Source organism: Janthinobacterium sp. GW460-12-1-14-LB5 (assembly GCF_059423585.1).
Genome location: NZ_JBWKYD010000005.1, coordinates 24,691 through 50,830, shown reverse-complemented (window position 1 = coordinate 50,830; position 26,140 = coordinate 24,691). Strand labels below are relative to the sequence as shown.

Below are 26,140 nucleotides of genomic sequence, written 5' to 3'. Positions count from 1 at the left end.
CTCAGCCCACCGCTTCGCGCGCGCCCAGCGGCTGCAGATGGCGCAGGCGCAAGGCGATCAGCACGCCGCAGCCCAGGCACAGGCCCAGCATGATGATGACGCCCGTCCAGCCGTCGAAACCCCACATCATGCCTGAGGCGGAGCCGATCAGGCTTGATCCCAAATAATAGAACAGCAGATAAAAGGCCGAGGCCAGCGCCTGCGGCGCGCGGGCACGGCGGCTGACCCAGCTGCTGGCGATCGAATGCGAGGCAAAGAAGCCGAAGGTGGCCAGCGCCATGCCGATGACGATCAGCGGCAGCGAGTCGAACAGGGTCAATACAATGCCACTGAGCATCACCGACAGCATGATCCACAGCACGCCCCGGCGTCCCAGCCGGTCCACCAGGCGGCCCGCCCAGACGGAGCTGAAAATGCCGATCAGATACAGAAAGGCCAGCAAGCCGACCGTACTCTGGCGCAAGCCGAACGGCGCGGCCAGCAAACGGTAGCCGATGTAGTTATACAGGCTGACGAAACAGCCCATCAGCACGAACGCCAGGCAGAACAGCCACGGCAAGCCCCGGTCGGAAAAGTGCTGCTTGATCGCATGCGGCAAGGCATTCCAACCCTTGGTACTGGGCACGAAGTTTTTCGACGCGGGCAGGCTGCGCCAGAATTCCGCCGCCGCCAGCACGCCGGCCACGCCCAGCACGCCCAGGGCCCAGCGCCACGACAGGAAATCGCTGAGCATGGACGCCACCAGCCGTCCCGACATGCCGCCAAACGCGCTGCCGGCAATATACAAGCCCATCGACAGCCCCAGCGACGGCCCCTCGATTTCCTCGCCCAGGTAAGCCATGGCCACGGCCGGCATGCCGCCCAGGGCGATGCCCAGCGCGGCGCGAATCGCCAGCAATTGCGCATAATCCTGCGCGAAGGCGGACAAGATCGTCAATATCGCGGCGGAAAACATCGACGCCACCATCAGCGGCTTGCGCCCCACCCGGTCCGACACGGCACTGAGCAGCACCAAGGAGATGGCCAGCAAGCCGCTCGACACGGACAAGGACCAGCTGCTTTGCGCGGGCGTCAGATGAAACTGGTGCGACAGCAGCGGGAACAGGGGCTGTATGCAATACAGCAAGCTGAAGGTGGAAAAGCCGCCGAAGAACAGCGCGCGGTTGCTGCGCTTGAATTCGATGGAACCCTTGGCGATGGCCGTGCGGGCAGCGGGCACGGAACCGGGAGCAGAACCGGGAGCAGAAACCGGAATGGCGGAAGGGGCGGCGGGGGCAAAGGCAAGCGATGAATCAGACATGGCCGTGTTTCGGAAAGGAAGCGAGTCTTCATCTTAGGATTGCCAACTCATATCGTCCAATATATATTCAAGGCCCAACTCATACTTTTAAAATATTACTTATATGGAACTGCGCCACCTGCGTTACTTTGTCGCCGTCGCCGAAGAGCTGCACTTCACGCGCGCGGCCGAGCGCCTGCACATCGGCCAGCCGCCGCTGAGCCAGCAGATCCAGGCGCTGGAAGCGGAACTCGGTGCGCAGTTGTTCGAGCGCAACAAGCGCTCCGTGCGCCTGACGCAGGCAGGCGCACTGTTCCTCGACGATGCGCGGCGCATCCTGGCGCTGTCGGAACAGGCGGCCGTCACGGCGCGCCGGGCCCAGCGGGGCGAAGCGGGCGAATTGCGCATCGGCTTTACGTTTTCCACGCCGTTCACGCCGTATTTCGCCACCGTCATCAACCGCTACCGCCAGCAATTTCCGCACGTCACCCTGACCTTGCACGAGATGGCGACATTGCATCAGCTGGAAGCGATCTCGGGCCGGACGATGGACCTGGGCTTCGTGCGCCCGCCGGAAACGACGTATCCCTCCGATATCAAGCTGACGCAACTGCGCCAGGACCCGCTGTTCCTCGTGCTGCCCGTCGCCCATGCGCTGGCGGCCAAGGACAGCATCGCGATTGCCGACATGGCGGGCGAAGGCTTTGTCATGTATCCCAGGGATGCGGGCACGGGGATTTATCCGCAGATCTTTCGCCTGTGCAAGGCCGCCGGCTTCGTGCCCCAGGTGGCGCAGGAAGCGGGCGAGGCGTCGACCATCATCGGCCTGGTGGCGGCCGGCTGCGGCATTTCCGTGCTGCCCGCCTCGTTCGACCGCATCCGCATGGATGGCGTGTGCTACCGCCCCATCGCCGACCCGCAGGCGACCACCAGCCTGTTACTGGCACAAAGGGAAGAAGAAACGTCGCCGCTGGTGGCGGCATTCGTGAAACTGGCCGAGGAAGCGGCGCTGGAAGGGGGAGCGTAGGCCGGCAGGCGCCGGCCCACGTACTGCATTACGAGTAGTCGGCGTCCAGCTCGGAACCGGCGTAATTCTCCAGGTCCTCGAACAGGCTCTTCATGCTGGCCCGCGTGAGGATTTTATGCACGACGGTGCAGCTGCGCCGGTAGGAAGCGATGCGGTCGAGCAGCACCGGGTGATGCTGCACGGGCACCTTGGCCACCAGGGCGGCCCAGCCTTCCTCGAAGTCGGGCTTGTTCTTGCGCACGGAACGCACGAAGCGCTCGAACTCCTTCTGCCCCGTGCGCGCCACGATGCGCCCGCCGCCTTCGATGGCGAAGATGATGGCCAGAGCGATGACGCCCTCGGCATTCAAGTCGCTGTCGCTGACGGGGCCGTTGTCGTGGTGGCGGCGCAGCCAGCCGGCCAGGCGCACGACGGCTTGCACTTCCTTGCGCTGTTGCAACTGCAGCGCATACTTTTCATAGCCGGCCCAGTTCTGGTTCGGGTCGGCCTGGCAAATATCGATGAACAGCTCGCGCAGCCGGCGCGCAAGGTAGACGGGGTCCTGGTCGTATTCGCCGACGAGGGCGTCTTCCGGCAGCTGCGACAGCTCCTTGATCAGGCGGAAACCCACCTGGAATGCGTGCTCGGCGCCGTGCTCGACGAGGAAATCGAGCGCGGCCTGGTCGCCTTCGTGCGTGACGGCCTGTTCCAGGCCCAGCGACACGCCGCCCACCGTCAGGTACAGCGCCTTCTGGATGCCGTCGGCCGTGCGTTCATTCGTGAACTTCTCGGCCACCATGGCCGTGATGCCCGTCAATTCGTCGGCCAGGTTCAGCGCCGCATCCTCGCGCGGGTCGCCCGGCAACAGCTTGATGGCGCGCACGAGGCGCGGAAGATTCTCTACAACAATTGCTGGCAGCATTAGTAGTTCCCTGCTTTCATTACGAGAAAATGCCCGTGCCCAGGCTGCGGCGCGTGCTGGAACGCGGTGCGCTGCGCGTGCTCGGCACTTGCTTGCGCAGGCGGTACAGCAATTCCTTGGTACTGCGCTGCAACATGGTCGGCTCTTCGTCCGGGTCGTCCGAGTATTCCGCGTCGGCCAGGTCGGCGCTGTGGCGGAAGTCGGGGAACAGTTCGAACAGCGAGCGGTCCCAGCCGTCTTCATTGGCCTGCGCCAGCTCGATGGCCAGCGGCACGATGTCGTTGTCGGACGACGTCACGCCCGTCACGTACGGCCCCTTGATGACGATCTCGCCCGCCACTTCGAGGATTTCCTTCGGCGCCATCGAGAACAAAATGGCGAACGCCGTGGCGCCCCAGTCGGTGGCGGACGCTTCGAGCAGCAGCTCGCGGCGGCGCTCGGCGTCGTCGGTGGAAAACACCACGCCGTGGATGTGCGCGAACAGCGCTTCGGCGATGCGTTCCGGATCGTCCTCGATCTGGTCGTCGCTCCAGGTGGCGGCGATGAAGGCCAGACTGTCGGCCCAGGCCTTCGGCGGCACCAGCAGGGTGGCCAGCGACATCTTGCCGCCGTCGAAGCCGGCCAGGTGCAGGGCCGTCACCTGCGGCGGGATGGCATTGAGCACTTCCACCACGGCAAGATCGCCGTACTGGTCGGCCGCGTCCGCAAACGCCTGCTCGGCGTGCCCCAGCGAACCGGACAACACCAATTCCGTGACTTGCTTCGTCAGCGCGGGAAGGTTGCTTTTTTGTTCATCCTTGTTATCGGCCATGGTCATCTCCATCCTGGTCAAACATCTGGGCGAAATCGTCGGTGGCTTCATCTTCGTCGTGATCGTCGTCGCCGTCGTCATTGGCGGCCAGCTGGTCGAGCGACTGGTCGTCGTCGTCCCACAGGCGCGGATTCTTGTGCAGGAAGGCCGTGATGATGGCCTGGCGCGCCAGGTCGGGGAAGCTCTCCTCGATGGCGGCGTACATCTTCGCCGCTTCCGGCGCGGCGCAGGCAGCCATCGAGAATACGCGGGCCGGGTCGCCGAACTCGTAGTCTTCGCTTTCGGCCAGCAAGCCTTTCGGGTCGCTGAAGGTGATGTGGTCGACCAGCGCGAAGGCCAGCATGTTCACGTCTTCGATGCCGCCGCCGCTGGCGTACTCGCTCACCAGCGCGTCGACCATGCTTTTGTAGTTCTTGCGGTTCGGCGGGTCGCCGAGGATGCCGTCGATCTGGCCTTCCAGCTCGCGCGACTGATACGCGAATTCAGGGTGTACTCTTCTCATGCTGTGCTTTCCAATGTGATGCGCGGCGCTGATAAAAGCGCCGTTGTTGTTGTTTTAAATATCATTCAAGCCGCCCGGTGGCGGCTGCCGGCAGACTCAGTCTGCTGGAAGCGTGGTGCCGTGGAGGCGGAACACGCCGCACCACAGGGCATAGGCTTCCGCTTCCGGATCGATGATGATGCGGTGGTTCACGCTCTGGTCGTATTCGGCGCGCTTGGCCGGGTCGGCCAGGATTTCATACGCCTTGGTGACGCTCTTGAAGCGCGCCTCGGCGCCGGGGGCCTGGTTGCGGTCGGGGTGGAAGCGCATGGCCAGCGAACGGTAGACTTTCTTGATTTCATCGTCGCTGGCATTGGGCGCGACACCGAGGACGTTATACAAATTTTCCATAAATGGCTCCGGGGTCACGTTTTGTTTGCTAATTAAAGGCGAATTATCCTATAGAACGCTCCCCGCGTCGCTGGCGCTATGGCTTTTAACGGCAAATTGACGGCAAATTGGCAGCGAATTGGTCGTATCGAAGCGCTTGCGGTACGGTAAAATGCTTTTTACTGTCACTCTTCCGCATTGATCAATGAGCAACGATAAACCGAATACCGCCGCGCCAGCGCTGGCGCCCAATTTCTTGCGTAACATCATCGAAGCCGACCTGGCTGCCGGCACCCACGTGCGTCCCGGCCTGCCCCAGGTGATCACGCGTTTCCCGCCGGAGCCGAACGGTTACCTGCACGTGGGCCACGCCAAGTCGATCTGCGTCAACTTCGGCCTGGCGCGCGATTACGCCGGCCAGTGCAACCTGCGCTTCGACGACACCAATCCGGCGAAGGAAGAGCAGGAATACGTCGACACCATCATGGACAGCGTGAAATGGCTGGGCTTTGACTGGGAACCGAAGACTGCCGATGGCCACAGCCACCTGCACTACGCGAGCGACTATTTCGACCAGCTGTACGCGATGGCCGAATACCTGATCACGGCCGGTTTTGCCTACGTTGACAGCCAGAGCGCCGAAGACATGGCCGCCAACCGGGGCAATTTCGGCCAGGCCGGCAAGAATTCGCCGTTCCGCGACCGTCCGCGCGACGAATCGCTGGCCCTGTTCCGCGCCATGAAGGCGGGCCAATTCAAGGATGGCGAACACATCCTGCGCGCGAAGATGAGCGAAGATGCCATGAGTTCGCCGAACATGAACTTGCGCGACCCGGCCATCTACCGCATCCGCCACGCGCATCACCACCGCACGGGCGACGCCTGGTGCATCTATCCGATGTACGACTACACGCATCCGATCTCGGACGCGCTGGAAAACATCACGCATTCGATCTGCACGCTGGAATTCCAGGATCACCGCCCGTTCTACGACTGGCTGCTGGAAACCCTGGCCGCCGGCGGCTTCTTCCAGCAACCGGTGCCGCACCAGTTCGAGTTCTCGCGCCTGAACCTGACATACATCGTCACCAGCAAGCGCAAGCTGCGCCAGCTGGTGGAAGAACATATCGTCGACGGCTGGGACGACCCCCGCATGCCGACCCTGGTGGGCATGCGCCGCCGCGGCTACACGCCGGAAGCGATTCAACTGATGTGCGAACGCACGGGCGTGACGAAATCGGACGGCTGGATCGACTACAGCGTGCTCGAAGGCTGCCTGCGCGAAGACCTCGATCCGAAGGCGCCGCGCACGGTGGCCGTGCTGCGCCCCTTGAAATTGATCATCGACAACTTCCCGGAAAACGAGAGCGTGGAATGCACGGCGCCCGTGCATCCGCACTTCCCGGAGCGGGGCTTGCGCACCTTCCCCATCTCGCGCGAGCTGTGGATCGAGGAAGACGACTTCATGGAAGTGCCGAATAAAGGCTATTTCCGCCTGTATCCGCCGATCGACGACAAGCCGGGCAGCAAGGTTCGCCTGCGCTACGGCTACGTGATCGAGTGCACGGGCTTTGACAAGGATGAAAACGGCAAGGTCATCGCCGTGCATTGCAACTATTTCCCGGACAGCAAGTCGGGCACGGAAGGCAGCGCCAACTACAAGGTCAAGGGCAATATGCACTGGATCAGCGCGCCGACGGCCATTCCTGCCGAAGTGCGCCTGTACGACCGCCTGTTTACGGACCCGCAGCCGGACGCGGGCGGCAAGGACTTCAAGCTGGCCCTGAACCCGCTGGCCAAGGAAGTGGTGCAGGCGTGGCTGGAACCGGGCGCGGAACTGGCCCAGCCGGAACAGCGCTTCCAGTTCGAGCGCCACGGCTACTTCGCGGCCGACCGCGTCGACAGCCAGCCCGGCAAGCCCGTCTTCAACCGCATCGTCACCCTGAAAGACAGCTGGCAGCCGGCCAAGTAAGGCGCCAGTTTGCTCACAAAAAAAACCGCTGCGGCGGTTTTTTTTCGTCTCAGCACAATACTTCACCAGAGAAATATTGCCTGTTGACTATAATCACGATAATTTTGTATATTAGGCAGCTATTGAGCAATTTGCAATGTCGATGGTGCTTGTACAACGCAGCCTGGCCACCGCCACCGAGGCGGCACCCGATTCCTCCTCTTGATGCGGATGGCGATGTCCTCTACTGCTGGTGAACAACAGTTATCGCTGGAAAAAAGGCCGCAGTGGCTGATTGGCTTCGTGCTGTCCTTGATGGTCGGCCTGCTGTTCTACATCGCCGCCTCGCTGTCGATCGAAAACGATGCCAGCGAGCTATTCAACAATCTGGCGCGCAATACCCAGAAAAACATCGAATCGCGCGGCAAGTCATATGCCAATTTGCTGCGCGGAACGGTCAGCCTGTTCCACGCCAATGAACACGTGAGCCGCGAGCAATTCCACCGCTACGTGGCAAACCTCGCCTTGCATCAGAACTACCCGGGCGTGATGAATCTCAATTACAGCCGGGAACTCGACGATTCGCAGCGCGCCACCTTCGAAACGGCCATGCAGCGCGACTATCCGCCCGGGCGCGACGGCTATCCGGCGTTTGCCATCCATCCGCCCGGCCCGCGCCCCCGTTATTCCGCGCTGGTCTACATCGAGCCGATTGCCAGCGCTGCGGAAAAGTATGGCTATGACATCGCTGCGCGGCCCATGATCGCCGAAGCGCTGGAACAGTCGCGCGATACCGGGCAGATCTGCAATTCCGGCGTGCCCGTGCCGATGGAAGGCCGGCCGCAGCTGACGGGCATGGCCATGCGCCTGCCCGTGTACCGCTTCGGCATGCCGACCGATACGCTGGAGCAAAGGCGCGCGGCCTACCAGGGTTCCGTCGGCATCGGCTACGACCTGGTGGCGATGATGCGCAGCGCGCTGGCCGACATGCCGGTACGCAATGTCCGCCTGACCCTGTTCGATATCGGCCAGCAGGCGCTTGAACAGCCGGACTTGCCGCACGACATGCGCCCCATCTTCGACAGCTCGGCGGCAGGCATGCATGCGCCATGGTGGCAGCCAGGCAACTCGGGCCGCTATCTGAGCAGCACGATGTTGATCGAGCACAATGGCCGCGTGTGGCAAGCGCTGTTCAGCGTGCGCAAGAGCGACCTGTATACGCGCTTCGACGCCTTCCTGCCGTGGCTGGCCCTGCTGACCGGTTTTGCCAGCGCCATGCTGCTGTACATGCTGTTTCAGACCCTGGCCTCGTCGCGCCGGCGCGCCATCCAGATGGCGACGGGCATGACGGAGGAATTGCGCGCCAGCCAGATCCGATTGCAACTGTCGCACCAGAAACTGCGCCGCCTGGCAGCCCATGCCGACCAGATCAAGGAAGAGGAACGCAAGCGCATCGCGCGCGAAATCCACGACGACCTGGGACAGAACCTGCTGGTCTTGCGCATCGACGCCGACATGCTGGCCTCGCGCACGCAGCGCCGCCACCCGCGCCTGAACGCCCGCGCCCGCTCAACCCTGGAGCAGATCGACGCCACGATTAAAAGCGTGCGGCAGATCATCAACGACTTGCGTCCCACCGTGCTGGACCTGGGCGTGAATGCGGCCGTCGAATGGCAGGTGGCGCAATTTCGCCTGCGCACGGGCATCGCCTGCGAAGTGAGCGAAAGCCATGACGATATCTATTTGAGCGACCAGTGCGCCACGGCCCTGTTCCGCATCCTGCAAGAGTCGCTCAGCAATATTTCCCAGCATGCGAATGCCAGCCGCGTGCAAGTCAAGCTGGAAAAGTGCCGCGACACCGTATCGATGAGCGTCAGCGACAACGGCGTGGGCGCGGCCATCGACGGACGCAACAAGCAGGGCTCATTTGGCCTGGTCGGCATCGAAGAGCGCATCAAGTTGCTGGGCGGCACTTTCTACATCGAAAGCAGCCCCGGCGCCGGCATGAGCGTGCATGTCAGCGTGCCGCTGGGCGCGGACGCCACGGCATTTCCCTACCAGGAAGACAGCCGGGCCAGCGCCTGACAGGCGCGCTCCGCTTGAAACAAGCTCAGCTTGCTTATTTCGTAATTAGATGCAATATTGATGTAGGACAACTCAGCGCGCCTGCCCGCCATGGGTCAGGCATTCCTCGACGACTTGCCAGGAGTACACACCCACCTTTGTTTCACCGTATTTCCCACAACACTCTTTACCACAAGGACATTCATGGATACGAACGACAGTTTCAAGACAATTGCCGATTTGAATTTGGACGCGATCAAGGTCAAGCTGATGCACCGGGAGTCAGGCGAAGGATGGAGCCTGGAGAAGGCGAATGCGGTGGAATTCGAATACCGGCGTTTCTTGATCCTGATGAAACAGTTTCCGGAAGAAGAAACGGCGCCGCTGATGGACGTCGATACCTTCTGGCACTACCACATCCTCGATACCCTGAAATATGCGGCGGACTGCGAACAGGTGTTCGGCTACTTCCTGCATCACTTCCCGTACATCGGCCTGCGCGGCGAAGACGACGAAGCGGCGCACCAGCGCGTGGGCGAGCGCATGAAGCAGCTGTATGAGCAAACGTTCGGGGAAGATTATATCCGCGCAGAAACGGCGTATTCGGGGCGCGCCGTACAGGCGGCGTATTCGGGACGGGCCGTGCAAGCCGCGTATTCAGGGCGTGCGGTACAGGCGACCGCATACTCGGGCCGGGCCGGGCAGACGGCGTTTTCCGGTGCGGCGGTGCAGGCGACGGCGTTTTCCGGTGCGGCGGTGCAGGCGACGGCATATTCGGGCCGCGCGACGGGCGCTGCCAGCACGGCATTTTCCGGCGCGCCCGCCACCTTGGCAGCAGCGGTGCTCAAGTCGTCTTCGACCAGCCTGGAAATGGGGCGTTTCTATGTCGATCGTCCGGTGTTGAACCGCGACCCGCAATAGCAAAACGGAAAACAGATGTGGCTGCCGCACGCGGCAAGCCTGACTTACCCAGACGGCACCTCTCAGTTTGCCGTCTGTCAGGCGCTCTTAGGCAGCCATCAACTCGCGCAGTTCACGAATGCTGAAATCGCTGATTTCATGCATGCGGATGAGGATCGTGGCGCCGATCGGCAAGGTGTTGTGACGAATCTTGCTGATGACAGGCGGCGCCACTTCCAGCGCTCGCGACAGGGCGGCATCGTTTTTCAGTTGCAGCTTGTCGATGATCGCATCGAGGACGCGATTCGGGTTGTAGGTAGGCAAAGAGGTAATTTGTTTGAGAGACATGGTCGAAAATCCGTACTTGTTGTATTAAGGCAAAAAGAAACAGAATGTCTCTTCTGCAATAATTCAGGGTAAACACACTAAAAAGCGCCATCACTTATGCGGCTTTTCTGCCGCAAACAATATAATACACGCTATTGTTGATTTTTGCGTAACTTAAAGCAAAATTGTGATAATTGAAGAGAATTGACGCACTTGGAATGTGCTAGAGGATAACTCAAATCGGGGAAGTTTGCTGCAAGTCATCAATTTTTACAATGAGGAACACCGCTGCGCATCAGCCAGGCAATCGCCATGAGCGTGCCCAGGCGTGCCATTTCCGCAGATAAATGCCAACCCTGCACGGCCACGCCTGCCGGGGTGGCAAGCAGGCAAGTACCCGGCAAGACATCCACGCGGCACCAGGCCAGCTGGCGGCGAATTTCATCGGGCGGCGGCGGCGGCTGCCGCGCATGTTCGCGCCGGCGCATGTAGGCGCGCACCTGTTCCTTGCTGGGGTGATTCGTAACTCGCATGACCCGCTCCTGCTGACGAAAAACAGCGTCGCGCTGCGTAGAGCCCGTCACAAATAGCCCAAACGCGTGACGACATTGCTCACCATATCGCCAGCGTGCCATGACACGTTTGCGCTGCATCAAACGGCAAGGCCACGGCGTTGCGCCGCAGCCCGTGTTGCCTACGGCCTGGCGGCCGTCCTTATTTCTTTTGCTGGCGCACGCGCTGTTGCTGTTTTTCCTGCGTCTGCTGGCGGTTCTGCTTGCGCTCGAACAGGGTGACCGCGTCTTTCTTGGCTTGCTCCAAGGTACGCATTTCTTCATGCGCATCGTGCGGGACAAAAAATTCGGCGTCCTGCGCCGCCACGACCAGCTTGATGGCGGCGTCGTCGTCGAGGTCGTACAGTTCCGTGAGGACGGTGGTGACCTCGTCCAGGTATTCTTCGTAAGTGAGGGTGCTCATGCGGTATTCCTTAAGTGAATGGCGCACCGCCGGAACGGCGCGCCGCGCGCCGGCCCAGGAAAAGTGCGCAGATAACCGGTCATTTTACCCGATGCCGGCCCCGCCGGCTGCCATCGCCCGCAAGGCATCGGCCACGCGCGCATAGCGCAGGCGCACGCCCAGCTCGCGTTTCATGCGCGTATTGTGCAGGCGGCGCGATTCGGACATGAACGACAGCAGCATCGGCGTGACCGCTTGCCGCAGCTCGGCACGGGGCAGGCGCGGCGGGCGCGGCAGCTTGAAGGCATCGGCCACGGCATCGAAATAGTCCGCCATTTTGAGTTCGCTGTCATCGCTGGCGTGATACACGCGTCCCGGCTTGCCGCGCCACAAGGCCCGTTCGATGATGCGCGCCAGGTCATCGGCGTGGATATGGTTGGTGTACACGTCGTCGCTTGCCGCCAGGGCCGGCGTGCCCTCACGCAAGCGCTTCAGGGGCAGGCGGTCGTCCGCATAAATGCCCGGCACGCGCAGGATGGCCACCTTGGCGCCGCGGCGCGCGCCCCAGGCCCGCAAGACCTGTTCCGCGTCCACGCGCCGCTTCGCGCGCGCATTCGCCGGCGCCACGGGCCGCGTTTCATCGACCCAGGCGCCGCCGCCATCGCCATACACGCCGCTGGTGCTCACGTACACCATGCGGGCATGCTCGGGTAAAATGGCGGCCAGATTGCGCGTGCGCTGGTCAAGCAAGCCCGACGACAGGGGCGGCGCCAGGTGCACGACCAGCGGCGCCAGTCCCGCCAGCCGTTTCAGGCTGGCGCGCTCGTCGAGGTTGGCCACGATAGGCACGGCGCCTGCCGCCCGCAGCTGCGCGCAGCGCGCCGGCTGGCTGGTGACGGCAAAGACGCGAAAGCGCGCGCGCAGCAGGGGCAGCAGCCGCATGCCGACGTCGCCGCAACCCAGGATCAGCAGGCGCGGCAAGCCCACAGGCTTGCGCAAAGAGTGCGTTAACATATTTTTCATCTCAAGGATTGTATGACTTTTCAAATTACTGTTCAGCCCAGCGGCCACCAATTCAGCTGTGAAGCGGACGAAACCGTCCTGTCGGCAGCGATACGCGCCGGCGTCGGCTTGCCATACAGCTGCAAGAGCGGCGCCTGCAGCTCGTGCAAGGGCAAGATCGTGTCCGGCAATGTACAGCATAAGCCATACCAGGCCCGCTCCCTGACGGAAGACGAAGCGGCGGCCGGCTACTCGCTGCTGTGCTGCGCCGTGCCGCAGGGCGACCTGGTGGTGCAGGCGCGCGAAGTGGCGGGCAGCAGCGACTACCCGATCAAGAAAATGCCGTCGCGCGTGACCACCATCGAAAAAGTCGCGCCCGACGTCGTCGTGCTGACCCTGCAGCTGCCGGCCAGCGAGCGCCTCAACTACCGCGCCGGACAGTATATCGAAATCATGCTGCGCGACAACAAACGCCGCAGCTACAGCATGGCCAGCGCACCCGTCGAAGGCGGCCCCGTGAGCCTGCACGTCCGCCACATGCCGGGCGGCCTGTTCACCGACCAGGTGTTCGGCACGATGAAGGAGCGCGACATCCTGCGCTTCGAAGGCCCGATGGGCACCTTCTTCCTGCGCGAAGATTCCGACAAGCCCGTCGTGCTGCTGGCCTCGGGCACGGGCTTTGCCCCGCTGAAAGCCATCGTCGAGCACATGATCAACGAGCAATCCCCGCGCCCGATCACCCTGTACTGGGGCGGCCGCCGTCCGCACGACCTGTACATGGATGCGCTGTGCCGCCAGTGGGCGGCCGACTTGCCGCAGTTCACCTATGTGCCCGTCGTGTCGGAAGCCTTGCCGGAAGACGGCTGGAGCGGCCGCACGGGCTTCGTGCACCAGGCCGTGATGGCGGACCTGCCCGACATGTCCGCGTATCAGGTGTATGCCTGCGGCGCACCGATCGTCGTCGAATCGGCCAACCGCGATTTCGTGCAATTGTGTCAACTTCCAGCCGACGAGTTCTACGCCGACGCTTTCACCACGGAAGCCGACCTGGCCAAGTAAGCATCCAGACAGCGGGGGGCTGCTGGCGCGGCATCCGCTGCCGCCACCCGCCCCACCCCGCTGTTTCCTGGAAATTTCATGTCTCTCGCCATCCTGCGTCACCGCAACTTCGCCTGTTACCTTTCCGCCCGCGTGCTGGGCACCGTGGCCGTGCAGATGCAAAGCGTGGCCATCGGCTGGCAGGTGTACCAGATCACGGGCAGCCTGTTCGACCTGGGCCTGATCGGCCTGGCGCAATTCGCGCCCTTCCTCGTCTTGATTTTGCCGGCCGGCCACGTGGCCGACCGCTACAACCGCCGCAACATCATCGCCTGGTGCCTGACGGCACAGCTCGCTTGCGCGCTGGCCCTGCTGGCGTTTACGTTAAGCAATATTTCCATCGTCTGGCCCGTGTTTGCCGTGCTGGTGCTGTTCGGCAGCGCGCGCGCCTTCATGATGCCGGCCACGCAAGCCGTGCTGGTGAACATGGTGCCGACGCAACACTTCAGCCGCGCCCTCGCGCTCAGCTCGTCGAGCTCGCACGTGGCCATCATCCTGGGCCCGACTTTGGGCGGCTTGCTGTATTACTTCGGCCCCAAGGTGGTGTATCTGGTCTCGTCGGCCTTGCTGGTCGTGTCCGTCCTGCTGATGCGCGCCACCACGCCCGCGCCGCAAGTGGTCAAGCGCGAACCCGTCAGCTGGCACAGCCTGCTCGAAGGCTTGCGCTTCGTCTGGTCGAAACCCATCGTGCTGGGCGCCATTTCGCTCGACCTGTTCGCCGTGCTGTTCGGCGGCGCCACGGCCCTGCTGCCGGCGCTCGCGCATGACGTGCTGCATATCGGCCCCAGCGGCCTGGGCTTGCTGCGCACGGCCCCGGGCGCCGGCGCGGCCCTGTGCTCGATCGCGCTGGCCATGTTTCCCATCACGCGCCGCGTGGGCGCCTGGATGTTCGGCGGCGTGGCCGTCTTCGGCCTGGGCACCCTGGTGCTGGGCAGCACCAGCTATTTCCCGCTGGCACTGGTTGCGCTGTTCCTGATGGGCGCCGGCGACATGGTCAGCGTCTACATCCGCCACCTGCTGGTGCAGTTCGAGACGCCGGACGAGATCCGCGGCCGGGTCAGCGCCGTGAATGCCGTCTTCATCGGCGCCTCGAACGAACTGGGCGAATTCGAATCGGGCCTGACGGCCGGCTGGTTCGGCCTCGTGCGCGCCGTGCTGTTTGGCGGCGCCGCCACCCTGGCCGTGACGGGCGTGTGGGCCGTGCTGTTCCCCGTGCTGTCGCGCATGGACCGCTTCCCCCACCACGAGAAGGAAGCGGCCGCCAGGACGGCCACCGCGGCAAGCCCATAAGGATTAAGATGCGCTACTGCCACTGACTAACTTGCACCATGAAAATCACGCTTCCCTTGCACGGCTTCATCCGCAGCCGCCCCCACCTGAGCATGGCCACGGCCATCGGCGTGGCGGCCGGCCTGCTGCTGCCCCCATCCTGGCAACAGATGACGCGTTTGCTGACGGCGTGGAACGTGGCCGTCTGGTTCTACTTGGCGACGATGGCCTGGATGATGATGCGCGCCAACCACCACAAGGTCAAAGCCATGGCGGCGCGCCAGGATGAGCGGGCGGCAACCGTCCTGTCGGCCCTGTCCGTCGCATCCGTGATGAGCCTGGTGGCCATCGTCTCGCAGCTGTCCTCGATGAAAGACATGGCGCCGGACGAGCGCGCGCTGCATTACGGCTTGACGATCCTGACACTGGTCGGCTCCTGGTTCCTCGTCGGCACCCTGTTCTGCTTTCATTACGCCCACCTGTACTACCAGGCCGACCCCGCGCTGCGCCCCCTGAAGTTTCCCGATGACGAGCAAAACCCCGATTACTGGGATTTCCTGTATTTCGCCTTCACCATCGCCGTAGCCGTGCAAACGTCGGACGTGTGCGTGCAGACAAGGCCGATGCGGCAAATCGTGCTGGGGCAATCCGTGCTGAGCTTCTTCTTCAACCTGGTCGTGCTGGGGCTGTCGATCAATATCGCTGCCGGGCTCATTAATGGCTAAAAAATAATTTCGTAGCGGAAACTTGACCTGGCTGAAGGGTTAAGCTCATCTTAATCGTGCGCACCCTCTTGAAATACCGGAAAGAGGAGTAAGATAAGTTCCATGCACGAGGTCATGTGCATGAGGCAGCAACCAGGCCGCAGCACGCCTGAGATGGGTTTTTTTTGAATTGACAGGAGTAAGCATATGCAAATCAATATTCATACCGACAGCACCATCGCCAACACCGCTGGACTGAACGAACATGTGCAATCCGTACTTGAAAGCGCACTGAGCCGCTTCCGCGACAACCTGACCCGCATCGAAGTCCACATCAGCGACACGAATGGCCCGAAAGGCGGCGCCGACGATATCCGCTGCGTCATGGAAGCACGCGTTGCAGGCTATCAACCGATCGCCGTGACCGAACAGAACGCCACCGTGCATCAATCCGTGGCCGGCGCCACCGACAAGCTGAAACGCGCCATCGATAGCGCCCTGGGCCGCCTGCAAGACAGCAAGCGCCATGCGACCGGCAAGAATGCCGTGATCGATACGGCCGAAGCGGAAGAAACCGCCGAGTAATCCCCCACCCGCAGGATTTCCAGAGACTGAGGCAGCCGTTCAAGGCTGCCTTTGCACATCCGGCCCCACCTTTCGCGTGCGGCAACATCCATAATAAAACCGCAAGCATTTCAGCTTATTAACACGGCAATGAAATAATTGTCGTATTTCTCACAGTAAGTGACATCAAGCAAGCCTTTGCCGTTACAGCCAAGGCTGCTTTACGCTATCATGAAGCTACCGGCCTTCTGCTCGCGCGCCGGCTTTTTGAAAGTGTGATTGTGGAACAGATCGGCAACTTCAGCGCTTCAGGCTGCAACATCGGCGATTTACAGCTATTTCGCGATGGGGCGGATAGCCAGACGGCCGCCATGCTGGCGCCCTGCCCCGTGGTGCGCCTCGAAGCGGGTGAAGCCATTGCCGACACGCAAGGTGCCAGCCTGTACATCGTCCTGCGCGGCTCGCTGGCCGTGGCCGCCGACACCCACACGGGCATGGATGACGGCACCGTCAGCAAGGTCTTGCCCGGCGAAAGCGTGGGGGAACAGTCGGTGCTCGATGAAGCGAGCAACCTGGCCGCCATTTCCGCCCTGGAAGAAACCGATTTGCTGGTAATCGACGCGGCCATCGTCTGGGAATTGATCGAGCAATCGAACGGCCTGGCGCGCAACCTGCTGCGGCTGCTGTCCTTCCGCATCCGCGCCGCCAACGCCCTGCTGCGCCGCCGGCAGAAACTGGGCGAATTCTACCGCCAGCTGTCGATGGTCGACAGCCTGACGGGCTTGTACAACCGCGCCTGGCTCACTGATTTACTGCCGAACATGATCGTCACGGCCCACGCCAGCGGCTCGCCGCTGTCGCTGGTGATGATAGACCTCGACCATTTCAAGCGCTTCAACGACACCCACGGCCACCAGGCGGGCGACCAGGCGCTGCGCATCGCCGCGCAAGTGCTGGGCGCGGCCCTGCGGCCCACGGATTTTGCCGTGCGCTATGGTGGCGAGGAAATGATGGTGATCTTGCCCGATACCAACGAACACGTGGCCTTGCGCGTGGCCGAGCGCCTGTGCGAGCGCATGCAGCTCGCCGTCATCTTCGCCGACATGCGCAGCGCGCTGCCGCACATCACGGGTTCCTTCGGCGTGGCCAGCCTGGCGACCGGACAGGACGACGAAGCGCTGATCGCCGCGGCCGACGCGGCGCTGTATCGCGCCAAAGCATCGGGCCGCAACCGGGTCATGCTGTAGCTCAGGCAGCCTTGCTGTCGGCCGGCTTGGCGGCATCATCCTTCTTGCTGCTGTGGGCGGCGATGAAATCCGCGTAGCCCTTCTGCACCAGCTCATACGTCTTGTCGATATTGCCGGCGATATCGCCGTTCAGCACTTTCAAGCCGCCCAGGATGTCGCGCGCTTCCTTGAAGCCTTTTTCCATGCCGCCGCTGATGGTGTCCATGAACTTGGTCAGGGCCGTATCGTCGTCCATGCCGGGGTTCTGCTTCTTGTAGGCGTCGAAAAAACCCGTCGACAGCGAGACGATGCGGCTCGCCGTCGCTTCGGCGCTGTTGTCCTGCGAGGCGGCGTTCTGGATCGCGTCCTCGCCGTACTGGCCCTTCAGCGCTTCATTGATGTTGGTGATGGCTGTCTTGTACAGCAGCGCCAGCGGCTCGTTTTCCGAACCGATGGACACGTTCAGCGACGCCTGCATGATGGAAGCGTTCAATTGCAGCTTGGTGCGGTCATTGACGCTCATTTCAGCGTTGACGCCATCCTTTTGCTGGACTTTATCGTCCTTTCCGGCAACACCCGTACTGACGGAAGTCACGGAAGGGGTGGAATTGCCGCTTGCGGCGATGGGAATTGACACGATAGACCTCCTTGAACGGACAATGTATGCCACCATGCGGGAAACGCGATGATGACCATCCTCTCGTGTAGTATCGGCAGGTTTTCAGAAAACTGAAGCGGCGGCTTGTTTTTAGCGGCCCGGATAACCCATTCAGCAACATTAAGTTACGACCATCAATGACTAACCAGACCTTTCTTTGGCACGACTACGAAACCTTTGGCGCCCAGCCGCGCCGCGACCGCCCGGCCCAGTTCGCCGCCATCCGCACGGATGCGGATCTCAACGAGATCGGCGAGCCGATCATGTTGTATTGCCAGCCTGCCAATGATTTCCTGCCCGACCCGCAATCGTGCCTGATCACGGGCATCACGCCGCAGCAGTGTTTGCAGCTGGGCGTGCCCGAGCACCAGTTCGCCGCCACCATCGAAGCGGCCTTTTCGGAGCCGGGCACCATCGGCGTGGGCTACAACACCATCCGTTTCGACGATGAAGTCACGCGTTTCCTGTTCTGGCGCAATCTGATCGACCCGTATGCGCGCGAATGGAAGAACCATTGCGGCCGCTGGGACATCCTCGACGTCGTGCGCATGACGCACGCGCTGCGCCCGGAAGGCATTCAATGGCCGAAGCGCGACGATGGCCAGACCAGTTTTAAACTGGAACACTTGAGCAAGGCCAATGGCCTCGTCCACGAAGCGGCGCATGATGCGCTATCGGACGTGCGCGCCACCATCGCCCTGGCGCGCCTGATCAAGCAGAAGCAGCCGAAACTGTTCGAATTCTGCCTGGCCCTGCACAAGAAGGACCGGGTCGCCAGCGAAATGGGCATGCACCTGGCCGCCGGCGAGCGCCAGCCCTTCCTGCACGTGTCCGGCATGTTCCCGGCCGAACGCGGTTGCCTGGGCGTCGTCTGGCCGCTGGCCACGCACCCGAGCAACAAAAACGAGATCCTCGTCTGGGATTGCGCCTACGACCCGCGCGAACTGTTCGAACTGGACGCCGACACCATCCGCACGCGTTTATTCACGCGCAAGGAAGCCATGCCGGAAGGCATGACGCGCCTGCCCGTGAAAAGCGTGCATTTGAACAAGTCGCCCATGCTGGTGGGCAATTTAAAGACCCTGTCGCCCGCCATGGCCGCGCAATGGGGCATCGATCTGGACGCGGCGAAGGTCAACGCGCAATTCGCCGCCGCGGCGCCGAACATGGATGCCATCTGGGCCGAAGTCTTCCAGCGCCCGGGCGCCAATACGGCCCTGGACGTGGATGAGGATTTGTACAACGGTTTCGTCAGCAACGACGACCGCCGCCTGCTCGAATCCTTGCGCCGCGACACGCCGGCCAAGCTGGCCACGGCCCGCCCCTCGTTTGCCGACGAACGCTTGCAGGAATTGCTGTTCCGCTACCGCGCCCGCAATTTCCCGCAAACCCTGAGCGAAGCGGAAAGCCTGCGCTGGGAACAGCACCGCGCCGCCCGATTGTTCGACGGCGACGGCGGCGCCCGCACCATCGAAATGCTGTTTACGGAAATCGACGTGCTGTCGGAATCGGTCGATGAGCGGGGGGAAGAGATTCTTGGCGAACTCTACGATTATGCGGAGATCGTCGCCCCGCAAAGAGACTGAATGCAAAATGCCGGGCTAGCCCGGCATTTTGTATGCATGCAACTTAAACCGAACGGTGCTGATTGATCGCATCGCGCGTTTCAATCGCCACGCGGCGCGCCGCGTCGGCCCAGTCTTCGCCGTCCTGCGGCTTGGCGTAGATGATGGCGCGCGAGGAGCTGATCATCATGCCCATGCCGTTCGCCGTCTGGCCTGCGCCGACGGTGGCGGCGATGTCTCCGCCCTGGGCGCCGATGCCGGGCACCAGCAGCGGCATGTCGCCGACGATGGCGCGCACTTGCGCCAGTTCTTCAGGGAACGTGGCGCCGACGACGAGCGCGCACTGGCCATTCTTGTTCCATTTCTCGGCCACCAGTCGCGCCACGCGCTGGTACAGCGGTTCGCCGTCCGTATTCAGGAATTGCAGGTCCGAACCGCCCGGATTCGAGGTGCGGCACAGGATGATCACGCCGCGGTCTTTCCACGCCAGGTAGGGATCAAGCGAATCCTCGCCCATGTACGGGTTCACGGTGACGGCGTCGGCGCCGTAGCGCTCGAACGCTTCGCGCGCGTATTGCGTGGCCGTGGCGCCGATGTCGCCCCGTTTTGCGTCGAGGATCAGCGGAATGTGCGGATAATTCTCGCGCACGTAGCGGCAGATGTCTTCCAGCTGCTTTTCCGCGCCCAGCGCGGCAAAATACGCGATCTGCGGCTTGAAGGCGCAGGCCAGGTCGGCCGTGGCGTCGATGATGCGCGTGCAAAAGGTGGTGATTCCATCAGGCAAGTCGCGCAGGTCCGCCGGCAGTTTCGCCAGGTCGGGGTCGAGGCCCACGCACAGCAGGGAATTATTGGCCGTCCACGCGGCGGATAATTTATTGATGAAATTCACGGCACACCTTCTCTATATTCAGTTGCAAACCCCGTATTGTAACGCGGCCAGACACGGCCACCCGCGCTTATTAAACCGACATGGCGGGCCGTTTCAGGTATATTTGCCTCACCTCCCTTACTCAGCACGGAACCCATCATGCAAATCACCAATCAATTCACCAAATGGCTGCGCCTGGCGCTGAGCGTCACCGTCCTGGCCGGCATCCTGACGGGCTGCGGCTACAACGACTTCCAGAGCAAGGACGAAGCCACCAAGGCGGCCTGGGGCGAAGTGGTCAACCAGTACCAGCGCCGCGCCGACCTGATCCCCAACCTGGTCAATACCGTCAAGGGCTATGCCACGCACGAGCGCGAAACGCTGGAAGCGGTGACCAAGGCGCGCGCCGCGGCCACCAGTTTCCAGATCACGCCCGAAGTGCTGAACGACCCGGCCGCGTTCGAGAAATTCCAGCAGGTGCAGGGCCAGCTGTCGTCGGCCCTGTCGCGCCTGATGGTGGTGTCCGAGAAATATCCTGACCTGAAAGCCGATACCAGCTTCCGCGACCTGCAGTCGCAACTGGAAGGCACGGAAAACCGCATCACCGTGGCGCGCCAGCGTTACATTGCCGCCGTGCAGGATTACAACGTGCATGCGCGCAGCTTCCCGAACAACCTGACGGCGATGGTCTTCGGCTACAAGGTCAAGCCGTCGTTCACGGTGGAAAATGAAAAAGCCATCTCGACCGCGCCGACCGTCAACTTCGGCAAATAAGATGAACGCCTGGTCTTATCTGGCCGCGCTGGCGACGGCCCTGCTGCTGTGGGCGATGCCGCCGGCCGGCGCGCAGGGCTTGCAGCCCGTGCCGCCGCTGGCCGCGCGCGTGACGGACAACGCCGGCATGCTCGATGACAAGCAAAAAGCGGCGCTGGAAGGCGTGCTGGCCGACTACGAAGCCAAGACGGGCAGCCAGATCGCCGTGCTGCTGGTCAAGAGCACGGAACCGGAAGCCATCGAGCAATACAGCATCCGCGTGACGGATGCCTGGAAGCTGGGCCGCAAGGGCGTCGATGACGGCGTGCTGCTGATGGTGGCGAAAGACAATCCCTCGTCCTTGCGCCGCCTGCGCATCGAAGCGGGCCGCGGCGTGCAGGGCGTGCTGACGGATGCGCAATCGAAACGCATCCTGCAAGACGTGATCGCTCCGCATTTCAAGCAGAACGACTATTACGGCGGCCTGGTGGCCGGCGTGGGGGCGATTGCCACCTTGCTGAACCAGGAGCAATTCCCCGCCCCGGCGCAAAAACAGGCGCCGGCGACCGTGGAAGCGGGCGGCCTGACCTTCTGGCTGCCGCTGCTGTTCTTCGGCTTTCTTGTGCTCGTGACCGTGTTCCGCTCGCGTGGCGGCCCAAACCGGCTGCAGCGCGGCAGCAACTGGTCCAGCGGCGCCACCGGCGTCGTGCTGGGCAGCATTTTGAGCCAGGCGCTGAACAACCGCGGTGGCGGTGGCGGCTTCGGCGGCGGCGGTGGTTTTGGCGGAGGCGGTGGCGGCGGTGGCTTCGGTGGCGGCGGCGGCGGTTTTGACGGCGGCGGCGCCTCGGGAGATTGGTAATGACGAAACAACTGACATTCGGACAACGCTGCGGACGCGCCTTGAAACATTTGCGGGGCACGCCAGCGACGGCACGCCAGGCGTTTCCGGAACGCACCCTGAAAGCCATCGAAACGGCCATCGCCGACGGTGAAGCGATGCACCGGGCGGAAGTGCGCCTGATCGTCGAAGCGGCCCTGACGCCGGGCATGGCTTACCAGGGCGTGAGTAACCGCGAGCGGGCGCGCGAACTGTTCGCCCAGTATGGCGTGTGGGATACGGAAGACAACGTTGGCGTGCTGATCTATATCAACCTGGCCGAGCACCAGGTCGATATCGTGGCCGACCGCAACGTGGGCCGCCGCATCACGCAGGAACAGTGGCAAGCCGTATGCCGCGCCATGACGGGCGGTTTCAAGGATGGCAATTACCACGACAGCACGCTCGATGCCTTGCAGCAGTTGAATGCCATGCTGCAAAGCCACTTCCCTGCCGATGGGACGCGCGGCAACCAGTTGCCGAACGAACCCATCCTCCTCTGAATCCTTCCCGCCGAGGCGATTACATGAAACTGCTCAATAAAACCGCCATCGTCACGGGCGCCACGCAAGGCATCGGCCTGGCTTGCGCCAGCCGCCTGATCGCCGAAGGGGCGCAGGTGATGCTGGTCGACATCAAGGAAGAAGGCGCGCAGGCAGCGGCCGCCCTCGGGCCGCAGGCGCGCTTCTTTTGCGCCGACGTCAGCCAGAAGGCGGACGTCGATGCGATGCTGAAGGAAACGCTGGCGCAGTTCGGCCACATCGATATCCTCGTCAACAATGCGGGCGTCACGCACGCGGCCGATTTCCTCGACGTCTGCGAAGACGATTTCGACCGGGTCATGCGCATCAACCTGAAATCGATGTTCCTGTGCGGCCAGGCCGTGGCGCGCGAGATGGTCAAGCGCAACAGCGGCTGCATCATCAATATGTCCAGCGTGAATGCGGAGCTGGCCATTCCGAACCAGGTGCCGTACGTGGTGTCGAAGGGCGCCATCAACCAGCTGACCAAGGTCATGGCCCTGAACCTGGCCCCGCACGGCGTGCGCGTGAACGGCATCGGGCCGGGCACCATCCTGACGGAACTGGCCAGGCAGGCGGTGCTGTCGAGCCCGCAGGCGCGCCACACGATTTTGTCGCGCACGCCGCTGGGCCGCTGCGGCGAACCGGAAGAAGTGGCCGGCATCGCCGCCTTCCTGGCCAGCGACGACGCCAGCTATATGACGGGCCAGACCATCTATGTCGATGGCGGACGCATGGCGCTCAACTACACGGTGGCCGTGAAAGAGTGAAACCGGCGAGTTATATCAAAAAAGAATAATGCATATCTAAAAAGATCATTAGACACATATCGTGCGACGCAGCATAATGCACCCGTCTCCACTATTCTCCTCCAAGAAAATAGTTTTAAGCCCGCTTTCACCAGCGGGCTTTTTTTTTGCTGTCGCGACTGAAACATGGCTATTCTTGCCATGCCGCCCGAATTTTTCCATCAATCTGCCGGTTTCCTCAAAAATGTTGCGGCGTGTCATAGGCCCGTCATGTTCGCCCCCTATACTTGCTTCATCTGCTGTACAGGCAACCGATATGCCTGACTACAGACAGGTGTGCCGCAATGGCACACCACTCCCCTTTCATGACCGTGGCGGGCGCCGGCAAGGCGCGCGACATGGTAAGTACCGAGCAACTCTCAACTCTTGACCCATTTCATTTGGGTTTTTGGCCCGCGCCCCCGCGGGCCTTTTTTTTTGCCTGACCGGCAAGCTCTTGCGCAAGAACACGGTGGCCCGCCATGCGCATGATATTGTGAGTACCTTTCCATTTATCCTGACGCATCATGTCCGCCCCCTTGCCCGAACTCTGTTTTTCCGACCGTTACGAACGCCTGCGCTACCGCACGGCCCTGGTGTTGTATGTCCTGGTGATTTTGATCGGCGACATTCCCGGCGTGCGCGCCGACGTGGGCCAATATGCGTCGGGCGGCGTGCTGCATTCCTTCGGCTACGGCGTGCTGGCCCTGATCCTGTTCAGCGGCACGTCCGGCGGCATGGCGCGCCGCGCAGTGCTGGCCGTGCTGATGGTGGCGGCCATGGGCGCGCTGGACGAATTCATCCAGAGCTTCCTGCCTTACCGCCATGGCGCCGTCAGCGACTGGGTGGTCGATATCACGGCCGCCGCGGCGGTCTGCCTGCCGCTGTATTTCCTCTGGCCGAAAATGGTCGCCGCCGCCCTGGCTCAGGGCGCGCCGCTGCCCAAAGGCTGAACCGGCACCGTCCGTCAGGCGCGGTCCGCCTCGCTATCCTGCAATGCCAGCCGCAACTGCCCCTGGCTGCGCGCGCCCAGGCGCCGCATCAGGGCGCGCGCCTCGCGCCGGCTGCCGGCGCCCATGGCGCGTGCCGCATCGCGCTGCATGTCCAGCAACTGTTCCGAGCGCGCCAGCCGCACCAGTCCATGCAAGGCCTGGGCCAGTACATGGCGCGCACGGGCATCGTGCGCGGTGCCGGCGACGGCCAGCACCAACTCATCGATCAGTTTTACGGTAGGGCCAGATGACATTTTTTCTCCCGATTCAACAGTGAGGAAACGTGCAGCCGCACGAAGTGGTAATTGCCAGCATCTTTTATACCAAGCACGGCAATTAGACGCTTGATCTAGCTCAATCACCAATGACGGGCGCCGAACATCCCGGCGACGCCATGCTCTTACATGCAGCAATCGCTGCTATCCGCCTCACCGCGGGTGCCGATCCTGAGTGTTCGACCATGAGGAGACCAAGATGAGATCGAAAAAAACCCTGCTGCTGACCGGCCTGACATGCGCCTTGCTGGCGGCCTGCCATTCCACGGACAATGCCAGCCTGGCGCGCAGCAACAGCGGCGAAACCTATGCCGCACCGGCCGGCACGACGCCGCAAAGCAGCATGCCGGCCAGCAGCACAGCCAGTACCGCCACCGATACCGGCATGAGCAGCGATATGGCGGGCCAGTCCAGCATGAACATCAGCTCGGCCACGGTGCAATCGATAGAAACCGTGCCGCGCGGCATGGATCAAGGCAGTGCCGACATGCAGGCGGGCGCCTCGGGCACGGCCGGCAGCACCTCGGGGGCGGCGGGCACCATGCTGTACCGCGTCACCTTGCGCCTGGACGACGGCACGACGCGCACCTTTATGCAAAATACCCAGCCCGCCTTCCAGATCGGCGACCGGGTCAGCGTGCAAAAAGGCGTGATGCAGCGCTATTGATGCAGCCGGTGCTGGCCGACACTTGCCGCTGCCTGCCGACGTTTTCCGCCCCTGGCCGCATCAAGGCGCATCAGGCCAGCGCCAGGGTCAGCGGCCGGCTGCGGCCTTGCACCATGGCCGAAGGCCAGGCCGGGTCGTGCGTCAGGTTGTGCAATTGGTTGCCGTCGAGCAAAAACGTGTCTTCCACCGTGCTGCCGGGCAGGCTGGGGTGGAATGCCAGGGCCATGCCCCGCTTGAGGATGATTTCCGTATGCGCGCCAGCTGCCACTTCGGGCGCCAGGTAGCCATGGATACCACCCTGCCGGCTGGTGCGCACCGTATCGGGCTGGCCCGCATAGGCGTAGGCGCTGTCGAGCGCGTGGTACACCATGCTCAGGGCACGACCCGTTTCGCAAGCGTCGAGCGCCACGGCTTCCAGCGCCAGCATGGCGGCATCGGCATCGCCCACGGCCACGCCATCGGCGCGACGCTGCGGCGGGCCAAAGCGCCGTTGACGGCTGAGGCTGGCGCACAGGCCGAAACGCCGCGCGCACAGGGCCAGCACGGCTTGCGTGCCCAGCACCACCTGGGCCGGCGGCGCGCGCCGATAACGGTGTTGGCGTTCCTCGCCGCTGACCAGCACGTGCACGGCCTGCAAGCCGCGCAGCCACAGCGCACGCACGCAGGCGGCAGCCAGCTCCAGTTCGCTCCAGTCGGGGCGGGCCTGGCGCAGCGCATCCGCGGCCGCGCTGGCGGCCAGCTGTCCCACCTGCCGGTAGCGCTGCTGCTCCGATTCCAGCAGCACCAGCCGCTCTTCGCGCAGGGCCACGGGCAGGCTGCGTTCGTGCAAGCCTGGCCGGTCGGACAAAACAGGCAAGCCGCCGGCCGCATGCTGCACGAAATGCTCGCGCAATTCATACAGCTGCGGCTGCATCCACGGCGACACCTGCCACGTCCATGGCCCGCGCACCTCTTCCTCGCGCATGCGCATGGCTTCGGCTTCGTCCGTCAGGATGTAGGCGGCGGCGCGCGTCACCAGCACTTCCGCGCAGCCGCACTCGGCAGTATGACGATGGCTGTTCGACGCGCCCGCCGTGGCCCACGCAAACCAGTCCACGCCACGCAGGCGCACGGCGCCGGCATGCTGGTCTTCCAGCCAGCCCCGCATCTGCGCCAGCTTGTGCGCCACTTCCAGTTCCAGCGGCCAGTTCATGACCGCTCCTCGTGCGGGATGCGGCACGCCACCGCC

At 62.9% G+C, this 26,140-nt stretch carries 29 protein-coding genes and 1 pseudogene; 16 read left to right on the top strand and 14 right to left on the bottom strand.

The genetic code is table 11. The annotated features are described in order from the left end of the window. Window position 1 precedes the first annotated feature (1 nt). Window positions 2-1,300, bottom strand: coding sequence for an MFS transporter (locus AC07X6_RS06145; RefSeq protein WP_494790398.1), 1,299 nt, complete (start codon window positions 1,298-1,300; stop codon window positions 2-4). 103 nt (window positions 1,301-1,403) lie between these two features. Between AC07X6_RS06145 and AC07X6_RS06140 the strand changes: the two genes are divergently transcribed. Continuing rightward, on the top strand, window positions 1,404-2,306 hold the full coding sequence (locus AC07X6_RS06140) for a LysR family transcriptional regulator (RefSeq protein ID WP_494790397.1): 903 nt from the start codon (window positions 1,404-1,406) through the stop codon (window positions 2,304-2,306). A 28-nt stretch (window positions 2,307-2,334) separates the two neighbouring features. Here AC07X6_RS06140 and AC07X6_RS06135 read toward each other — a convergent pair whose 3' ends face one another. From AC07X6_RS06135 to AC07X6_RS06120, 4 genes are all read right to left on the bottom strand, one after another. After that, complete coding sequence (locus AC07X6_RS06135; RefSeq protein ID WP_215405133.1) at window positions 2,335-3,207, bottom strand: hypothetical protein; 873 nt, start codon at window positions 3,205-3,207, stop codon at window positions 2,335-2,337. 19 nt (window positions 3,208-3,226) lie between these two features. Continuing rightward, window positions 3,227-4,018 carry a hypothetical protein gene (locus tag AC07X6_RS06130; protein ID WP_494790396.1) on the bottom strand — a complete coding sequence of 264 codons (792 nt, stop codon included), beginning with the start codon at window positions 4,016-4,018 and terminating at the stop codon, window positions 3,227-3,229. Beyond that, on the bottom strand, window positions 4,008-4,520 hold the full coding sequence (locus tag AC07X6_RS06125) for a hypothetical protein (protein WP_101484147.1): 513 nt from the start codon (window positions 4,518-4,520) through the stop codon (window positions 4,008-4,010). The genes AC07X6_RS06130 and AC07X6_RS06125 overlap by 11 nt, the downstream gene beginning before the upstream one ends. A gap of 96 nt (window positions 4,521-4,616) precedes the next feature. Then, window positions 4,617-4,910 carry a DnaJ domain-containing protein gene (locus tag AC07X6_RS06120; RefSeq protein WP_436518606.1) on the bottom strand — a complete coding sequence of 98 codons (294 nt, stop codon included), beginning with the start codon at window positions 4,908-4,910 and terminating at the stop codon, window positions 4,617-4,619. Between the two features lie 184 nt (window positions 4,911-5,094). Here AC07X6_RS06120 and AC07X6_RS06115 point away from each other — a divergent pair, with 184 nt between their 5' ends. From AC07X6_RS06115 to AC07X6_RS06105, 3 genes are all read left to right on the top strand, one after another. Then, window positions 5,095-6,861: a glutamine--tRNA ligase/YqeY domain fusion protein gene (locus tag AC07X6_RS06115; protein ID WP_494790395.1), complete on the top strand. Its 1,767-nt coding sequence runs from the start codon at window positions 5,095-5,097 to the stop codon at window positions 6,859-6,861. A gap of 216 nt (window positions 6,862-7,077) precedes the next feature. Next, on the top strand, window positions 7,078-8,925 hold the full coding sequence (locus AC07X6_RS06110; RefSeq protein WP_494790394.1) for a CHASE domain-containing protein: 1,848 nt from the start codon (window positions 7,078-7,080) through the stop codon (window positions 8,923-8,925). Window positions 8,926-9,108: 183 nt separating this feature from the next. Continuing rightward, window positions 9,109-9,825 carry a glycine-rich domain-containing protein gene (locus tag AC07X6_RS06105; RefSeq protein ID WP_494790393.1) on the top strand — a complete coding sequence of 239 codons (717 nt, stop codon included), beginning with the start codon at window positions 9,109-9,111 and terminating at the stop codon, window positions 9,823-9,825. Between the two features lie 87 nt (window positions 9,826-9,912). Here AC07X6_RS06105 and AC07X6_RS06100 read toward each other — a convergent pair whose 3' ends face one another. The 5 genes and pseudogenes from AC07X6_RS06100 to AC07X6_RS06080 all read right to left on the bottom strand — a co-directional run bounded on the left by AC07X6_RS06100 (window position 9,913) and on the right by AC07X6_RS06080 (window position 12,108). Next, a complete protein-coding gene (locus tag AC07X6_RS06100; protein WP_010395434.1) occupies window positions 9,913-10,128 on the bottom strand; it encodes a hypothetical protein in 216 nt (71 codons plus the stop codon). Continuing rightward, window positions 10,055-10,243: pseudogene (locus AC07X6_RS06095) on the bottom strand (hypothetical protein); the annotation flags it as partial. The gene AC07X6_RS06100 and the pseudogene AC07X6_RS06095, both read right to left, overlap by 74 nt. 151 nt (window positions 10,244-10,394) lie before the next feature. Further along, window positions 10,395-10,664 (bottom strand): hypothetical protein, encoded by a 270-nt coding sequence (locus tag AC07X6_RS06090; protein ID WP_494790392.1) that lies wholly within the window; start codon window positions 10,662-10,664, stop codon window positions 10,395-10,397. A 181-nt stretch (window positions 10,665-10,845) separates the two neighbouring features. After that, the gene (locus AC07X6_RS06085) at window positions 10,846-11,106 is read right to left on the bottom strand and encodes a hypothetical protein (RefSeq protein WP_230538631.1); all 261 of its coding nucleotides are present in this window, start codon (window positions 11,104-11,106) and stop codon (window positions 10,846-10,848) included. Window positions 11,107-11,190: 84 nt separating this feature from the next. Continuing rightward, window positions 11,191-12,108, bottom strand: coding sequence for an SDR family oxidoreductase (locus tag AC07X6_RS06080; RefSeq protein WP_494790391.1), 918 nt, complete (start codon window positions 12,106-12,108; stop codon window positions 11,191-11,193). A 12-nt stretch (window positions 12,109-12,120) separates the two neighbouring features. On the opposite strand from AC07X6_RS06080, the gene AC07X6_RS06075 reads away from it, so the two are divergent. The 5 genes from AC07X6_RS06075 (at window position 12,121) to AC07X6_RS06055 (ending at window position 16,969) form a co-directional block, all read left to right on the top strand. After that, window positions 12,121-13,146, top strand: a complete 1,026-nt coding sequence (locus AC07X6_RS06075) for a CDP-6-deoxy-delta-3,4-glucoseen reductase (protein ID WP_494790390.1) — start codon at window positions 12,121-12,123, stop codon at window positions 13,144-13,146. A gap of 78 nt (window positions 13,147-13,224) precedes the next feature. After that, window positions 13,225-14,475: an MFS transporter gene (locus AC07X6_RS06070; RefSeq protein ID WP_494790389.1), complete on the top strand. Its 1,251-nt coding sequence runs from the start codon at window positions 13,225-13,227 to the stop codon at window positions 14,473-14,475. 38 nt (window positions 14,476-14,513) lie between these two features. Then, on the top strand, window positions 14,514-15,179 hold the full coding sequence (locus AC07X6_RS06065) for a DUF1345 domain-containing protein (RefSeq protein ID WP_494790388.1): 666 nt from the start codon (window positions 14,514-14,516) through the stop codon (window positions 15,177-15,179). Between the two features lie 186 nt (window positions 15,180-15,365). Next, window positions 15,366-15,743 (top strand): HPF/RaiA family ribosome-associated protein, encoded by a 378-nt coding sequence (locus tag AC07X6_RS06060; protein WP_070221366.1) that lies wholly within the window; start codon window positions 15,366-15,368, stop codon window positions 15,741-15,743. Window positions 15,744-16,003: 260 nt separating this feature from the next. Then, window positions 16,004-16,969 carry a GGDEF domain-containing protein gene (locus AC07X6_RS06055; protein ID WP_474295143.1) on the top strand — a complete coding sequence of 322 codons (966 nt, stop codon included), beginning with the start codon at window positions 16,004-16,006 and terminating at the stop codon, window positions 16,967-16,969. 1 nt (window position 16,970) lies between these two features. Here the strand turns inward: AC07X6_RS06055 and AC07X6_RS06050 are convergent, their stop codons facing one another. Next, entirely contained in the window at window positions 16,971-17,585 is a 615-nt protein-coding gene (locus AC07X6_RS06050) for a DUF5610 domain-containing protein (protein WP_230538637.1), read from the bottom strand. 158 nt (window positions 17,586-17,743) lie between these two features. On the opposite strand from AC07X6_RS06050, the gene sbcB reads away from it, so the two are divergent. Further along, window positions 17,744-19,192: an exodeoxyribonuclease I gene (gene sbcB, locus AC07X6_RS06045; RefSeq protein ID WP_494790387.1), complete on the top strand. Its 1,449-nt coding sequence runs from the start codon at window positions 17,744-17,746 to the stop codon at window positions 19,190-19,192. A gap of 43 nt (window positions 19,193-19,235) precedes the next feature. On the opposite strand, the gene pyrF is transcribed toward sbcB, so the two are convergent. Further along, window positions 19,236-20,060 (bottom strand): orotidine-5'-phosphate decarboxylase, encoded by an 825-nt coding sequence (gene pyrF / locus AC07X6_RS06040; RefSeq protein WP_230538639.1) that lies wholly within the window; start codon window positions 20,058-20,060, stop codon window positions 19,236-19,238. Window positions 20,061-20,198: 138 nt separating this feature from the next. Between pyrF and AC07X6_RS06035 the strand changes: the two genes are divergently transcribed. The 5 genes from AC07X6_RS06035 (at window position 20,199) to AC07X6_RS06015 (ending at window position 23,931) form a co-directional block, all read left to right on the top strand. Continuing rightward, window positions 20,199-20,813 (top strand): LemA family protein, encoded by a 615-nt coding sequence (locus AC07X6_RS06035; protein WP_070313665.1) that lies wholly within the window; start codon window positions 20,199-20,201, stop codon window positions 20,811-20,813. Window position 20,814: 1 nt separating this feature from the next. Next, the gene (locus tag AC07X6_RS06030) at window positions 20,815-21,651 is read left to right on the top strand and encodes a TPM domain-containing protein (protein ID WP_494790386.1); all 837 of its coding nucleotides are present in this window, start codon (window positions 20,815-20,817) and stop codon (window positions 21,649-21,651) included. Next, window positions 21,651-22,172, top strand: a complete 522-nt coding sequence (locus tag AC07X6_RS06025) for a TPM domain-containing protein (RefSeq protein ID WP_494790385.1) — start codon at window positions 21,651-21,653, stop codon at window positions 22,170-22,172. The genes AC07X6_RS06030 and AC07X6_RS06025 overlap by 1 nt, the downstream gene beginning before the upstream one ends. Before the next feature lie 23 nt (window positions 22,173-22,195). Further along, entirely contained in the window at window positions 22,196-22,960 is a 765-nt protein-coding gene (locus AC07X6_RS06020; protein WP_494790384.1) for an SDR family NAD(P)-dependent oxidoreductase, read from the top strand. A 545-nt stretch (window positions 22,961-23,505) separates the two neighbouring features. After that, on the top strand, window positions 23,506-23,931 hold the full coding sequence (locus AC07X6_RS06015) for a VanZ family protein (protein ID WP_474295138.1): 426 nt from the start codon (window positions 23,506-23,508) through the stop codon (window positions 23,929-23,931). Window positions 23,932-23,945: 14 nt separating this feature from the next. Here the strand turns inward: AC07X6_RS06015 and AC07X6_RS06010 are convergent, their stop codons facing one another. Next, complete coding sequence (locus AC07X6_RS06010; protein WP_230538644.1) at window positions 23,946-24,224, bottom strand: hypothetical protein; 279 nt, start codon at window positions 24,222-24,224, stop codon at window positions 23,946-23,948. Window positions 24,225-24,444: 220 nt separating this feature from the next. Between AC07X6_RS06010 and AC07X6_RS06005 the strand changes: the two genes are divergently transcribed. After that, the gene (locus AC07X6_RS06005) at window positions 24,445-24,912 is read left to right on the top strand and encodes a hypothetical protein (protein WP_494790383.1); all 468 of its coding nucleotides are present in this window, start codon (window positions 24,445-24,447) and stop codon (window positions 24,910-24,912) included. Between the two features lie 70 nt (window positions 24,913-24,982). Here the strand turns inward: AC07X6_RS06005 and AC07X6_RS06000 are convergent, their stop codons facing one another. After that, on the bottom strand, window positions 24,983-26,104 hold the full coding sequence (locus AC07X6_RS06000) for a M24 family metallopeptidase (protein ID WP_494790382.1): 1,122 nt from the start codon (window positions 26,102-26,104) through the stop codon (window positions 24,983-24,985). Between the last annotated feature and the right edge of the window lie 36 nt (window positions 26,105-26,140).